Source organism: Paraburkholderia sp. BR10872, assembly GCF_040965835.1.
Taxonomy (GTDB): domain Bacteria; phylum Pseudomonadota; class Gammaproteobacteria; order Burkholderiales; family Burkholderiaceae; genus Paraburkholderia; species Paraburkholderia nodosa_A.
Genome location: NZ_JBFRCN010000026.1, coordinates 74372 through 87284, shown reverse-complemented (window position 1 = coordinate 87284; position 12913 = coordinate 74372). Strand labels below are relative to the sequence as shown.

General features: G+C 65.2%; 12 protein-coding genes. 1 reads left to right on the top strand and 11 read right to left on the bottom strand.

The features are described 5' to 3' along the window. Window positions 1-29: 29 nt before the first annotated feature. The 4 genes from AB4Y43_RS20945 to AB4Y43_RS20930 all read right to left on the bottom strand — a co-directional run bounded on the left by AB4Y43_RS20945 (window position 30) and on the right by AB4Y43_RS20930 (window position 3029). Window positions 30-596: a MerR family transcriptional regulator gene (locus tag AB4Y43_RS20945; RefSeq protein WP_368728690.1), complete on the bottom strand. Its 567-nt coding sequence runs from the start codon at window positions 594-596 to the stop codon at window positions 30-32. After that, on the bottom strand, window positions 593-1009 hold the full coding sequence (locus tag AB4Y43_RS20940; RefSeq protein ID WP_083245546.1) for a hypothetical protein: 417 nt from the start codon (window positions 1007-1009) through the stop codon (window positions 593-595). Before AB4Y43_RS20940 ends, AB4Y43_RS20945 begins: the two co-directional genes overlap by 4 nt. 241 nt (window positions 1010-1250) lie before the next feature. Beyond that, entirely contained in the window at window positions 1251-1457 is a 207-nt protein-coding gene (locus AB4Y43_RS20935) for a hypothetical protein (RefSeq protein WP_368619573.1), read from the bottom strand. Then, window positions 1458-3029, bottom strand: coding sequence for an alpha/beta hydrolase family protein (locus tag AB4Y43_RS20930; protein WP_368728689.1), 1572 nt, complete (start codon window positions 3027-3029; stop codon window positions 1458-1460). Window positions 3030-3309: 280 nt separating this feature from the next. Between AB4Y43_RS20930 and AB4Y43_RS20925 the strand changes: the two genes are divergently transcribed. Further along, window positions 3310-3804 (top strand): hypothetical protein, encoded by a 495-nt coding sequence (locus AB4Y43_RS20925; RefSeq protein ID WP_368728688.1) that lies wholly within the window; start codon window positions 3310-3312, stop codon window positions 3802-3804. 83 nt (window positions 3805-3887) lie between these two features. On the opposite strand, the gene AB4Y43_RS20920 is transcribed toward AB4Y43_RS20925, so the two are convergent. From AB4Y43_RS20920 to tssE, 7 genes are read right to left on the bottom strand one after another with little or no spacing between them, the layout of a single operon-like run. Next, window positions 3888-4283, bottom strand: a complete 396-nt coding sequence (locus AB4Y43_RS20920) for a DUF4280 domain-containing protein (protein ID WP_368728687.1) — start codon at window positions 4281-4283, stop codon at window positions 3888-3890. 33 nt (window positions 4284-4316) lie between these two features. Next, complete coding sequence (locus AB4Y43_RS20915) at window positions 4317-4862, bottom strand: toxin-antitoxin system YwqK family antitoxin (protein ID WP_368728686.1); 546 nt, start codon at window positions 4860-4862, stop codon at window positions 4317-4319. A gap of 7 nt (window positions 4863-4869) precedes the next feature. After that, a complete protein-coding gene (locus tag AB4Y43_RS20910) occupies window positions 4870-6858 on the bottom strand; it encodes a type VI secretion system Vgr family protein (RefSeq protein WP_368728685.1) in 1989 nt (662 codons plus the stop codon). A gap of 37 nt (window positions 6859-6895) precedes the next feature. Then, window positions 6896-9550, bottom strand: coding sequence for a type VI secretion system ATPase TssH (tssH, locus tag AB4Y43_RS20905; protein ID WP_368619569.1), 2655 nt, complete (start codon window positions 9548-9550; stop codon window positions 6896-6898). Next, window positions 9547-10677 (bottom strand): type VI secretion system baseplate subunit TssG, encoded by a 1131-nt coding sequence (gene tssG / locus AB4Y43_RS20900; RefSeq protein WP_368728684.1) that lies wholly within the window; start codon window positions 10675-10677, stop codon window positions 9547-9549. Before tssG ends, tssH begins: the two co-directional genes overlap by 4 nt. After that, window positions 10641-12428, bottom strand: coding sequence for a type VI secretion system baseplate subunit TssF (gene tssF / locus AB4Y43_RS20895; RefSeq protein ID WP_342946192.1), 1788 nt, complete (start codon window positions 12426-12428; stop codon window positions 10641-10643). Before tssF ends, tssG begins: the two co-directional genes overlap by 37 nt. Further along, a complete protein-coding gene (gene tssE / locus AB4Y43_RS20890; protein WP_342946191.1) occupies window positions 12412-12870 on the bottom strand; it encodes a type VI secretion system baseplate subunit TssE in 459 nt (152 codons plus the stop codon). Before tssE ends, tssF begins: the two co-directional genes overlap by 17 nt. Window positions 12871-12913 lie beyond the last annotated feature (43 nt).

The following is a 12913-nucleotide window of genomic DNA, read 5'->3' as shown; positions in this document are numbered from 1 at the left end:
TTTCCAGGTTTGACTGTCAATGACTTTCATCAGGCTACGTGGCCGATGGCTGCGTTGCCTGTGAGCTTCGCGCGCCGGCGGACGGCATTCACCTCTTTGGGCGTCAGCCCGAGCGAAGCCAGAAACGCTGCATGCGAGTCGGGGCTTTCTGCCTCGAACTCTGCATGCCACCTGTCCATCTCCGCATCGTCGAAGCCGGCGCTACGCAGCATCGCCACCCACGCGTCTTTGCCACGCTTCCTTCCTCTCCGACGAAACGATGGTTGCGCGAGCAACGTCGCAATTGCATTCTGACGCTGTTTGAGACGCGCGATTTCCTCCGTTAGCACCATCAAATGCCTTTCAAGGATCTGGGCGGCTGCGTCTGCCTCGTTCGCGAGGACGTCGCGTATTGCGGCTAGTGGTAATCCGGCGGCCCGGTACGCGCAGATTGCGCGTAGACGTTCGCGTTGCGTCTCATCGTAGAGCCGGTAGCCCGCGGTGCTGCGTGCGACCGGCACGAGCAAGCCCAGCGTTTCATAGTGCAGCAGCGAGGAACGCGAGAGTCCCGCCTCGCGTGCCAGTCGTCCGAGAGTGAAACGAGCGAGACGTGTCATGACGGCAAGGGAAGTCTATCGGGTGAGAGAAAGAACAAGCGCGCTTCGGGCCGGTTCAGCTTGGCGGGCGAATAGTACGCGGCGACAAGCGCGCGGCAATCGCCGGAAAAGGCTGGTGCGTGTGCGAGAAACTCATCGAACGTGTGCAATGAATCCGATGCGCCGGCATGCGCCATCAGCCGGACCAAGGCTTCCGTAATTGTACGGTGGTATCGGCCCGGCGCGCCGAGATGCGTGGCGTATTGCGCGATACCGGCACAGGTGCGCTCGATCGCCTGGTCCAGCGGGAAGCGCTGCAGGTGTATCCACGCCACGCGCAGATGATTGCGATGATTGAACGCGGCCGGTGGCAACCTGCAGCTTAGAAAGGCTTCGAGGAAGGCGTCGTCGGTGAGATCGCGGGCGGTTTCCATTTCGATCGATACCCTGTCCGTTGAACAGGGTATCGATCGTGAAGGTGACTACGGTAGTCGAGTCAAGCGCCTTCGTGCCGCTTTGGCTCACTGGTGCCGTCGAACGCTCAGGCTCAATGTGTTGCATGAGGCGTGAAAGGCCTTCCAGCCCATCGAAAGGGGCGCATGGCGGATTGTTGGCTGCAAGCGCCCCATGTCTGGTCTGAAGGAGCGATGAAGCTGTATGTCAAGCGGCTCTCGACTAAAAGTTGGTATAGGTCTCGCCAAGAATGTCGGCCTCAACGGCACCACTAAATTTAACGCCGGAGACTGAAACGGTTTCGTGCTTTTTCGAGTCATGCCAATTCGTACCCGCAAAGCAATGGACCTTGGCGTTTTGACTATGCTCCCCCTTATGAGGCTTGAACGCCGGATTGCCCTTGATCGCGTTCTCGATCGCGGCCGCCAATCAAAAATTGCCGAAGAACCCGCGCGCCGCGACCATGCAGAACGGCGCGACGATGTCGGCGTGGTAGACCTGAAGCACTGCGGAAAGCCCACCATCCGTTGCACCACCCTGAACCGCCTGCGCGGCGACTGCCGCCTTGGCCTGAGCGAAGCCAGCTTTGACCGCGGCAAACGGATCGTTCGCGCCTGGCGCCGAGTCGACGTCGAGCACGCTGGTCAGGCCCGGCGCGACGTTGGCGTGCTTCCAGTAGGCCTCCTCGATCGCCGCATTGAAAAAGAACACCATTGGGTCGAGGTGGCCGCCGCATAGCAGCACGGGCGAGCGCGGCACCCAGTTGCGCAGATCGTTGCGCCTGAACGCCTGGCGCAGCGGCTGGGCCGGGCTCGCAGCGGGGGCCATCGCGGCGGTCGGCGTGGGAAAGGCGCCATCGGGATTGGCGATGGCGTCTTCGAGCATGCTCAGGCGATAGGCATTGCGCACGAGATTCGCGGTGCCGAATCCCATCGCGAAGAGCGGCGTCAATTCAGCGGGCGCCAGGGGCGGCGCGAGAGGCGGCGTCAACGAAGCGAACTGTGGCGCAGGCGGCGTGCTGCTGAAGAGCTGCGTTGCGGGCAGTTTGCCTTTGGCGAATAGCGTGTCCATTGACGTGACGCTCGGCAGCAGGTTCTCTATCCCAGGGGCATAGGGCGCCTCGAAAAAGTCGCCCGGCTTGCGATAGATATTGCCGTAGGCGTGCTGGTAGCTCGTGGTCACCAGCACCGTAAAGATCGTCGAGCCGAGGTCGACCTCGCCCTGGACGAGGGCATCGGCCATGGCGCCCAGCGCATACGGACCCGAGCCCGGCGCGGAAGCCGTGACGTTGATGCCGGCCGCCTGCAGCGCGCGGTGGGTCGCGAGCGCCACGTAGCCGCCTTGCGAATATCCAGTGACGAACAGCTTGCCGTTCTCACGCGTCTTGTTTGCCGGGTCGGGAAGGGCCATGGCGAATCGGGCCGCGCGCAATGAGTCGATCATGTCGGCGGATTGCTGGTCGCCGTTCAGATAGGGGTGATACGGCAAGGGGGAGCCCGAGTAGCCGGCATAGTTGCTAGCCACGACGAGATAACCTTGCGCCGCGTAGATCGCCGCCACCGCAATGCCTTCGCCCGCGCCGTCACCGTTGGCCGGGTCCGCTTGAGTAATGTCGGCGATGTTGTAGTTGCGGTAGGTCGTAGTGCCGTGTGCGTACAGCATGAGCGGACGCGGCCCCGTACACGAGGCGCCGCCGCCGGGGATCATCAGCGCGGCGCTCGACATGGTGGGTTCGCCTGCGCCGCCTATCGTGAGGTAGCGGAAGTACTTGATTTCGATGTCGCAGCGCGGCGTGCCGGCGACTTGCAGCAATTGCTGACCCGTTGCGTTCGTGTTTAGCAGTTTCGTGAAGTCGCTTGCGCTCAGGCGCAAGCTTGTTCTCTGCTCGACTAGCTGGCCGCGGAAAAAACAACTCAAGCCGCTGCATGTCGAGGCGGCCTGCACGACAACACTGGCACTCGACAAAAGGAAAGTCAGCAGTAGCCAACCCGTCTTAAGCATCGCTCCTCGCATTTCACGCTCCGTTTTTGCTGGTGTTCGGAAAATGGGTCTGCCTTGCAGAGTCAAACGAGTATAGGTAAACGAATTCGGCATTTGCTACTGGTTGTGGGAACAATTTTCCAGTGAAGTGCTTGATGAAGAGTGTGCGCAGGTGTTTTCCGGATGATTGGGATCCTATGTAATAAAACGTCTATTGTTCATAAAATAAAAGGCGAATTGCGATCCGACGGGCTACTATCTACTCAGAAGGATCACACATTCAACTACCAGGAGATTGGCAATGCCTCTCGTTTTCTCGAACATCAAGACAGACTGGGACAATGCGGTCGCATTAGGCGGAATCCTCCCCGCGGCAGCTACCTACGATGACGCGACAGACGAAGGCGGCACCCTTATTTACTTGCCATTCGAGATTCAGAACGAGGAGTATCACATCACCGTACCGCTCGCGAATGGTGGCGTGGCGAATTCCTGCCACGTAACCGCAGAGCGGCCGGCACCTATTCATCTCGATACCAAAAAAGGGAGGAAAGCCGGGACGACATACACCGTGAAGAACAAGCCGAGCGCGTATTACGATTTTGTTATTAGTGGGGGAGCGGTGCCGAATGTCGTGTTTTCGCACACAAGCAAAGTCGAGATCCTCGGAAAGGGGCCTCAGAAAGTCTTCAGTGCTAGTTTTACAGGCGTCCTGACCAACGCGGTGCAGGATATCATGCGCGCCTTTGCGCTACATATGCTCGGCCTCGGATCGGCGCACGCAACGCCGGGCTGACATTCAGATCGAAGCGAGCGATTTCGGACGTATCGCTTTCCCTTTGGCGTAGCGCCGGGCGTCCTTGCGTCGCCGACCGCGCCCTACGGCACAAGCGTAGTTACCTGCCCCGGCTGCACCACTTTGATCACGCCGCCCCAAATGCAAACGAGCGTACCTTGAGTATCCAGCGCCGGCATGGCGCCCAGCGTCACGGTTGGCGCACCGCCGGGAATCCACGGCGACGGTGTAGCCGGAACGCAGGGCATCGGCGTAAACACACCCAGCGCCGCGGCGGTCGCGGCGATCACTGTGGGATTCGCCGGGCTTTGGCACAGCGCGAACGGCGTGATATTGGCGACGGGAATCGAGTCGGCAATCGTCGCGGCGGGCACGCCGCTCACTAGCACGCGATTGACGGGGAGAACGTTCAGCGTGCCCGGCGCGCCGCCGAACGAGCATTGCAATGTGGCACCGGCGCAGACTTGCGGACTGGTCATGATGTACCTCCTTGTGCGTTGCCTGCGCGAGGATCAGGCCGAAGACGGATTGGCGAGCGACTGCCACCATTGTTTCCAACGCGGCAGCGGCTTGCCGTCCGCCGCTAGCGGGCGGTTGTCGTCGGTATAACGTTTCGCCGCTTCGAGCGGTTTTCCGGCATTGAACGACTGCCGCAGCGCGAGGCAACCATTCGGATGGAATCGTTGCAAGACCCCATGCAGCTTGCCGTTGCGGTAATGCGCTTCTTCGAGCAGCGTGCCGTCGGCCAGCCAGGTGCGCGATACGCCGTGCAGCACGCCGTTCGCGTAGTGCTCCTCGCGCTGGATCTTTCCATCGGGGTGGTAGAAAAGCGCCTTGCCGTCGAGCTTTCCGTTCGCATACTGCACTTGCGCTGAGGAATTGCCCTCAGGATAGAAATAGGTGGCCGGGCCGCTGAGCACGCCGTTCGCGTAACGCATCATCGCGACGGGGCGTCCTTCCGTCTCGATGCGCACGGGGCCGTGCAGCGCGCCGCCCAGCGTCGCGCCTTCAATGCGCGTGTCGTCGCGTTCTATCGTGACCGGTCGAATCGTCTCCATGCTCGCCTCAGTTGATCTTCACGATGCCGCCCTTGACCACCAGCATGCCGCCGCCGTCCACCGTCTGCTGCACGGCGCCCTTGTTCGTCACGCTCTGCGCCTCGTTCGAAAGCGTGCCGTCCGACTTGTTGGTCAGCGACGTCCCGGCCTGATTCGTGAGCGACACGGCGGCCTGATTCGTCAGCGACGCGTCGCTCTTCGCCGTGAGGTTGCCCGTGCTCTGCAGCGTTAGCGTGCCGCTCACCTTGATGGTGAGGTTGCCGTCCACAGTGAGCGTCATGTTGCCCGTCACTGTCTGATCGAGATTGCCGCCCACGGTCCGCGTCTCGTTGCCGCCGGCTTTCACGGTGCGTGCGCCTTTGATGTCGACGGTTTCGTCGCCCGTCTTGACGGTCGTGATGCGGTTGCCCTGTTCGACCGTGAGCGTATCGTTGCCTTCCTTGATCGTATGCGCGCGGTCGTTCTTGATCGTGCTCGTTTCGTTGTGGTCTATGGTCCACGTCGCGTCGTTGATCACCTTGGCGTTCAGGTCCTTTTGCGCCTGCAGGAAGATTTCCTCGCTGTCCTGTTTGTCTTCGAAACGCAATTCGTTGAAACCGTTGCCGCCTTTCGAGGTATTCGTCTTGATGCCGGATTGCGTCTGGTTGTCGGGCAGCGTATAAGGCGGCAGGTTCGCGCCGTTATACACGCTGCCCGTAATGAGCGGCCGGTCCGGATCGCCGTCGATGAAAGTCACCACGACTTCGTCGCCCACGCGCGGCATGAACTGCATGCCAAAGCGCTTGCTCGCCCATGGCTGTGCCACGCGAATCCAGCACGAACTCTGTTCGTCGTTCTGGCCGTCGCGGTCCCAGTGAAACTGAACCTTCACGCGGCCGTACTGATCCGTCCACAACTCCTCGCCGCTTTTGCCCACCACCGTCGCGGTCTGCGTGGGCATGAAGGGGCGCGGCGTGATACGCGCGGGCCGCCATGTCGTCGCGAACGGAAACGCTTCGAAGCGGTTGCGATAACGGTTGTGGTCGGCTTCGTGAATCACGCTGCGTACGACCCATTCGATGTTGGCGTCGCTCGATTCGTGATCGGCCAGCGTAAAGCGGCAACCCGGCGCCAGCGCGCGGCAGTCGCTTTCGCCAATGAGGATTCGTGTGGGTGCACGCAGCGCGTCTACGCGGTGCCTGGAGAGTGTGGAGCCATCGCCACTGGTGGCATAGCGCCCTGGGTACTCGTACACGCTATGCCCGTTCGACGCCGCCTGTGCCTGCGAATAGAGCTGCGCGGTCGGCGTCTCCCACGCGTAGTCGGTATGCGAGAAGAGCCCGGTGGCCGTCTCTTCGACGACCTCGCAATGGACGATCTGCGTCGATTCGCGTGTGCCGCTCGTGCCGCCTGTGTAGTGCAGTGTTGCGTCGCCGGGCAAGGGCGTGAAGGCGTCGTTGCTGTCGGCAATGACGAGCGTATGGCTGCCCGTATCGTGGCGGAAGAAATAGAACCAGCCTTCCTCTTCGCAAAGGCGGCTCACGAACGCAAAATCCGATTCCGCGTACTGCACGCACCATTCGCGCGTAGCCGGCGTGCCCGTGATGGAGATGGAGTAGTCCGTCAAGCTGTGCCCCCCGAATACGGCCTGGATGATCTCCTGCGCGTTTTTGCCCTGAAATATGCGGTTGTTTCGCGAGAGGGTGAGCAGCCACAACCACGAACGCAGTTCCAGGGTGAAGTGGCTGGCATCTATCGTCGAGGGCAACTGCGCGGCGCGCGTGCAAACGGCGTCGATGAGCCGAGGCGATTCGCCCCACGCGAGCGAGAGCGTTGCATGGTTGGCCGTCATGCCCGAGGGCGCGGGCGGCGGCAATCCGCCGTGAGCGTGCAGCGTCAGCGTGGTGGGAGCGTCCAGTGCCTCGCGCGCCTCGAAGCTGGCGGGAAAGAGGGTGCTGAACGCGCTGCCGGTGAGGCTGATGCGCGCATCGGTGTCGGCGGAGATGGGGCGGTTCATCGCGAGGGTAGTGTTTCGTGGCTGGTGGTGTGCATCGTCATTCGAGCGCCCACTGCGCGAGCGTGCCGACCAGCTCGTTCATCAGCACGTTGTCGATCTCGCGCGCACCACCCGCGGCGCGGCAGCGCGCGAGCACGGCGTCGATGATCCTGCTGTCGAAGGCGAACTGTTTGCCCGTCGCATCGCGGTACCGTATGCGCAGTTGTTCGAGCTTCTTTTCGATGATGGCGCGCAGCACCGTGTCGTCGAGCGCCGCATAAGGCACGGCGGTCATGCGCGCGAGAAACGCCGGGCGAAACGCGTGCAGCAGTTCTTCGTGCAGCCGCCGCGCAAAGGCATCGGTGGCAAGCGTTGCGGCAGGCGTATTGAGCAGCAATTCGGCGCCGACGTTGCTGGTGGCGAGGATCACCGTGTTGCGAAAATCCACCACGAGCCCGGTGCCGTCTTCCATGACGCCCTTGTCGAAGACGTTGTAGAAGGCTTCGAGCACGTCGACATGCGCTTTTTCGATTTCGTCGAGCAGGACGACGCTATAAGGGCGCCTGCGCACCGCCTCGGTGAGCTGGCCGCCGCTCGCATAGCCCACATAGCCCGGCGGCGCGCCGCGCAGCTGCGAGACGGCATGCGCTTCCTGATACGCGGCGAGGTCGATCACGATGAGATTGCGCTCGCCGCCATAGAGTGCATCCGCAAGGGCGTAGGCCGTCTCTGTCTTGCCGACCCCCGTTGGTCCCACGAGCAGGAAAACGCCTACCGGGCGCAACGGGTCGGCGAGCCCCGCGCGCCAGGCCTGGATGCGCATGGCGATGCGGTCGAGCGCCGCGTCTTGCCCCACGATACGCTGCGCGAGACGGCCCTTGAGCGTGCGCACGGCGTGCGCTTCGTCAGCGAGCATCTTGCCCACGGGAATGCCGGTCCAGCTTGCGATCACGGCGGCGATGGTTTTCGAGTCCACGCAAACCGGCACCATGGGGTCGTCGTCGCGAATCGCTTCGAGGCCGCTTTCGAGGCGCGCCAGTTCAGCGGCGAGGTCTTCGCGCGGGTCCGCGGCCTCGTTGTTCTCGTTCGCGTCCGCGTTTTCTGGCGGTTCGTGCGTGCCTTCGTTGAAAGCATCGCGAGGCGCCGCGTCGAGGGCGGCCAGACTCGCGCGTACCGCGAGAATCTCACGCACGGTAGCGGCTTCGTCACGCCAGCGTCCCTCAAGCGTCTCGACAAGCGTGGCGTTGTGCGCATGTTCGGCTTCGAGCGCGGCGAGACGCTGCGTGTGATTCGCGCCGAGTACCGTTTCCGTGCGCAGGCGCAGCAGCTCGTCGTCGAGCGCGCGCTGCCGGTGCCTGGCCGCTTCGAGTTGCGGCGGCGTGTCGTGCTGCGCCAGCGCCACGCGCGCGCAAGCGGTATCGAGCACGGCGATCGCCTTGTCGGGCAACTGGCGCGCGGAGATGTACCGGTGCGAGAGTTTCACCGCATCGACGATGGCGGCGTCGAGGATCGTCACGTTGTGATGCGCTTCGAACTTTTGCGCCAGCGCGCGCAGCATCGCGATGGCCGTCGGCTCGTCGGGCGCCTCGATCTGCACGAGCTGGAAGCGCCGCGCGAGCGCGGGGTCGCGCTCGAAGTACTTCTTGTATTCGAGCCACGTCGTGGCCGCGATCGTGCGCAGCTCGCCGCGCGCAAGGGCGGGCTTGAGCAGATTGGCGGCGTCGCTGCCGCCTTCCGCGCCGCCTGCGCCGATCATCGTATGGGCCTCGTCGATGAAGAGCACCACCGGTCGCGGCGAGTGCCGCGCTTCATCGATCACGGCGCGCAGACGCCGCTCGAACTCGCCTTTCAGGCCCGCACCCGCCTGCAGCAGCGCGAGGTCGAGCATGCGCAGCGAGACTTCCGCAAGCGGCGGCGGCACGTCGCCCGCCGCGATGCGCAGCGCGAGACCTTCGACCACGGCCGTCTTGCCCACGCCCGGCGCGCCCACGAGCAACGGGTTGTTCTGTCGCCGCCGCAACAGGATGTCGAGCGTTTGGCGAATCTCCGCATTGCGTCCGATGATCGGGTCGATGCGTCCGGCCCGCGCTTCGGCGGTGAGGTCGAGCGTGTATTGGTCGAGCAGGGCGGGCGCTGGCGCCTCGGGCTTGAGGGCACCGGTCAGCACGGGAAGGCTCGCGCTGTCGTCCATGGCCGCTTCGAGCGGTGCGATCGGCAATGTCGAGGCAAGCGGCGACATCGCTTCGATAGGCGCGAGCCAGACACTCATATTGGCGCGCAGCGCGGCGCTCGCCACGCGCAGCAGCGTGGGCGCCCCATGCACGGCGCGGGCGCGCAGCGTGTCGTTTTCGAGCAGGGCGATAAGCAGCGTCGCCGCGCGCACGCGCGGTTGCTGGAGCACGACGGTGGATTGCACGAGCGCGTCCTGGAGCCACACGAGCAGGTCGGGCGAGAACGACGGCATGCCCGTGTTGCCGCGCTTGAAGCGCGCGATCGTCATGCGGATCTCGGCGCCGAGCGCGGCGCGGTCCACGCCGAAGTGCGGCAGCACGCACGCGAGATCGCCGCCCTCGGGTTCGGCGAGCGCGAGCAGCCAGTGTTCGATTTCGACCACGAAATGCGTCTCGCGCAGGCATTGCTGCGCGGCGCGTTCGAGGGCTTCGCGCGGCTCGCGCTCGAGGCGCGCAACGAGCGTCTTGAGATCGAGCGTCACGGCCCGGTACGCCCCGGAACGTCTTCGGGCGCGAGGCGCGTGAGGCGCGCGGGCGCCGATTCCGCGGCGCCGGCCCAGGCGGTCCAGCCGAGCTTCGGCGGCGCGTGCCGCGAGAGGCGCGCGCGCGGCAATTCGCCCGCGGCGAGCTGCAGTTCGAGATGCACCTTGAGTTCGGCGCCGAACCATTCGGCGGCCAGCGAATTCAGTGCTTCGTGAGCGGGCGCGCCGGGCAGGAAGGCTTCGTACTGCGCACGCCTGAGCGGACCCAGCCGCACGCGTATGCCCTGGTGTTCGTCCCAGATCCTCGTGCCCGCTACGGCATCCTGACCGAGCCGCCGGTTGCGTCCACCGGAGCCGATCGCCGTGCGGCTCGCCGGAGGCAGCGTGCGCCAGCCGCCTTCGAACGGCGTCGAGCGCACGTGCACGCGGAAATGATGCAGCACCATGACGTCGAAACCCGCGATCGAGCGTCGACGGTTCGCGAAGAGGCCCGCGCGCGCCAGCACGGCGCGCAGGTCGAGCGGCTCGGGCGGTATTGCGGCTTCCTGCCCCGCGCGGTTGTACGAGGCGCGCGAGTTCAGCGAGGCGTTGCCCGTCAGCGCGCGCAGCACGACATCGGCCGAGCGCTGCGTCGTGGCGGGCAGCGGCTCGGCGCTGCGGTACTTGCGCTGTGCGCGATAGAGCAGCGCCAGCAGCCGGTGCTGGAAGATGTCGAGAAACGCCGCCGCCGAGCGGTCCTTGCGGCGCAGACGGTCCTGCAGCCATTCCTGCCATGCACCGGGTAAGGGGCCGTTCGGGCCGCCGAGCGCGAACGCGTTAACCTGGAGCTGGGGCGGTCCCGCATGTCCGGATTGTGCGGAAGCTTCTTCGCCCGCCTGAGGCGCAAAAGCGAGCGAGCGCGGTAAGCCGCGCCGCAATGGCCCGAGCGCGCTCGCCGGAAACGCGGGAGACAGATTGCCGCTCAACGCGAGCGCTTCCTGGCCGGGGTCGAGCCCGGTCCCGAGCGGCTGCGCGTGCGGCTGCAACAACTCGAGCAGGCGCACGGCCTGCGTGAATTCGAACGCGTGCGGTTCGTCGAACAGCCTCTGCGTCAGAGAACGAGCGGGCTGCCCATCGTCGGCCGCCATGTGCGGATCTCCCGACCGTCGCGCACGAGCGAGGTCTGTACGAAACGGTTGACGCTCGCATAGAGCGAGAAGAATTGCGCGAGCACGCCGGAAAAGAGCACGGTGCTCGCGCCCACGAAGCTCGCTTCGTCGAGTTCGATCCGCACGCCGAGTCCATTGCGCCAGCCGCGCCAGCGGTCCGTACCGACATGCGCGACGATGGGTTCGCTCGACACGGCCACGAGCCCCGCGATCTGGCGCTGCGACGGGGCATGCGCGCCGAGATTGTGGAGCATCAGCATTTCGCGCAGCGACTGCAGCGCTTGCGGGCCTTCCACGATCGACGTGTGATTGAGGACGAGCTGCGACACGAGGCGCCAGCGCGACGTGCCGTCGAGCGCGGCCACGATCTGCGGCGTGGGCCGATGCGCAATGCGCACGCTCGCCACGGGGCCCGGCACTTCGAACGACAGCGCGGCGCCCGGCGCGAGCCGGTGGGCCAGATGACGATTGGTACACAGCAGATCCGCAGTGAGCGTGCGCGCTGCGGGCGCGGCGGGATTGAAGCGCGTATCGACGAATGTGAGCATGACATCGCTGCCGGGACGTGACGGATGCAGCCCGCTCACGCGCCGCGCGTACCAGTACACAGCCGAATCCGCGCCGTGCATCGAGCCGTACCAGGGCGGCACGTCCGTGACCGTGCGGCCCGCCACGGCGCGCACGTTGCGCACGGCGTAGATCTCGGTGCTCGATTCGCGGTGCGCGTCGGGGCTCACGCGCATTTCACGCGCCGTCCCGTCGGGCCGCAAGGGTTCGGAGGTGCGCGCGAACAGATTGAGCGCGCTCGCGCAGCCGAGCTGGATATCCTGCGTATGCAGCGTGAAGCGCCCGCGCGGGGCGGCCGTGAAGCCGATCACGAGATCGAGGCTGTCGAGTGCATCGGCCGGCGGCTTGAACGGCAGATCGAAGAACGCGAACTTCTCGGGAAAGGCGAAGTACTCGACGAGCAGTCGGCAGGCCGGATGCGCACCGTCTTCGAGCGGCAGCAGCGCGTCTTCCTCGTCGAAGCCAACCGGGGAGGGCAGGCCGCGTTGCGCCTGTAACGTACCCTCGGGGGTCTGCAGCCAGGTGGCGGCGCTGTGTGCGCCGAGCAGGTCGTAGAGCGCGGCGGAGGTGACGGGCGACCCCGTGAGGCGCACGCGCAAGCGCTCGATCGGCAGCGCGCCCAGCTTGTGCGGCCCGATGCCCCGCAGCGTGAGCCGCAGTGCCGATTGCAGCGACGCGTTGCCGGTGAGCGCCTGGGCTTCCTCGGCGTCGAGCAACTGGGCGGCGGCGAGGGTGATCGGCCAGAGCGTCACGTCGCTGCACGTGCGCCAGTGGATCGTCGCGCCGCTCGCGTCCACGTGCATGAGGGTCGTGTCGCGCGGCACGCGATAGCCCGCGGCGATGCTGCCTTGCGTGGGATCGGGCTCGAACTGCACGATCGTCATGGAAGGCACCGGCCGCGACGCGTAGGGATAAAACTGTTCGAGAAGGCCGTCCGTGAGCGTGGTGTATTCGTCGTCGAGCGTGCGCTGGAGGCGAGCGGTTAGCACCGCGAAGCTTTCGATCAGGCGTTCGACGTTCGGATCGGCGCTCTCGCCGGGGCCGAGTTCGAGCCGCCGGGCGATCTTCGGATAACGCTGCGCAAAGCCTTCGCTCGCGCGGCGCAGATAAGTCAGCTCGCGCTGGTAGTAGTCGAGCAGTTGCGCATCAAGCGAGTCGTTCATCGACGATCCCGATGGACTGCGTTTCGCCATCCTGCCCGGCGACATAGGTGACGACGTGCTCCACGCCGTCGCTGCCGCGCAGCGTTCCCCGAATGCGCAGGCACAGCCGCCATGGCGCGGCGGCGTCCGCTTCGATTTTCACGCGCGGCTCGCGAAGGCGCGGCTCGAACGCGCGAATCGCCTCGGCCACTTCGCGCTCGATCACCGCCCGGTCCTCCGCGCGTGCCGCGCTTTGGCCGCTCCAGTCGGGCAGGCCGTAAAGCAGGACGTCCGGCGCGCGCGGCAGGCGTGGCGTGCCGCGGCGCGTGTTGAGAAGGCGCAGCAACTCCGCGCGCACCGACGCGCGCAAGCCGGCCGCGTCCAGTGTGCGCGCGGCGAGCTCGTCGACGGACTCGTGCGCGTCGAAGGGCGCGTCGTCGGCCAGCCGCTCGAAGAGCGGCATGGGCGCGATGGCGATGAAGGCGCGGACGTTCGCCATAGGCGGT

Excerpts from the sequence above, each read along its gene's own strand:
- AB4Y43_RS20945 (WP_368728690.1), bottom strand. The coding sequence starts at position 596 with ATGACACGTCTCGCTCGTTTCACTCTCGGACGACTGGCACGCGAGGCG.
- AB4Y43_RS20940 (WP_083245546.1), bottom strand. The coding sequence starts at position 1,009 with ATGGAAACCGCCCGCGATCTCACCGACGACGCCTTCCTCGAAGCCTTT.
- AB4Y43_RS20930 (WP_368728689.1), bottom strand. The coding sequence starts at position 3,029 with ATGCTTAAGACGGGTTGGCTACTGCTGACTTTCCTTTTGTCGAGTGCC.
- AB4Y43_RS20925 (WP_368728688.1), top strand. The coding sequence starts at position 3,310 with ATGCCTCTCGTTTTCTCGAACATCAAGACAGACTGGGACAATGCGGTC.
- AB4Y43_RS20920 (WP_368728687.1), bottom strand. The coding sequence starts at position 4,283 with ATGACCAGTCCGCAAGTCTGCGCCGGTGCCACATTGCAATGCTCGTTC.
- AB4Y43_RS20915 (WP_368728686.1), bottom strand. The coding sequence starts at position 4,862 with ATGGAGACGATTCGACCGGTCACGATAGAACGCGACGACACGCGCATT.
- AB4Y43_RS20910 (WP_368728685.1), bottom strand. The coding sequence starts at position 6,858 with ATGAACCGCCCCATCTCCGCCGACACCGATGCGCGCATCAGCCTCACC.
- tssG (WP_368728684.1), bottom strand. The coding sequence starts at position 10,677 with ATGGCGGCCGACGATGGGCAGCCCGCTCGTTCTCTGACGCAGAGGCTG.
- tssF (WP_342946192.1), bottom strand. The coding sequence starts at position 12,428 with ATGAACGACTCGCTTGATGCGCAACTGCTCGACTACTACCAGCGCGAG.
- tssE (WP_342946191.1), bottom strand. The coding sequence starts at position 12,870 with ATGCCGCTCTTCGAGCGGCTGGCCGACGACGCGCCCTTCGACGCGCAC.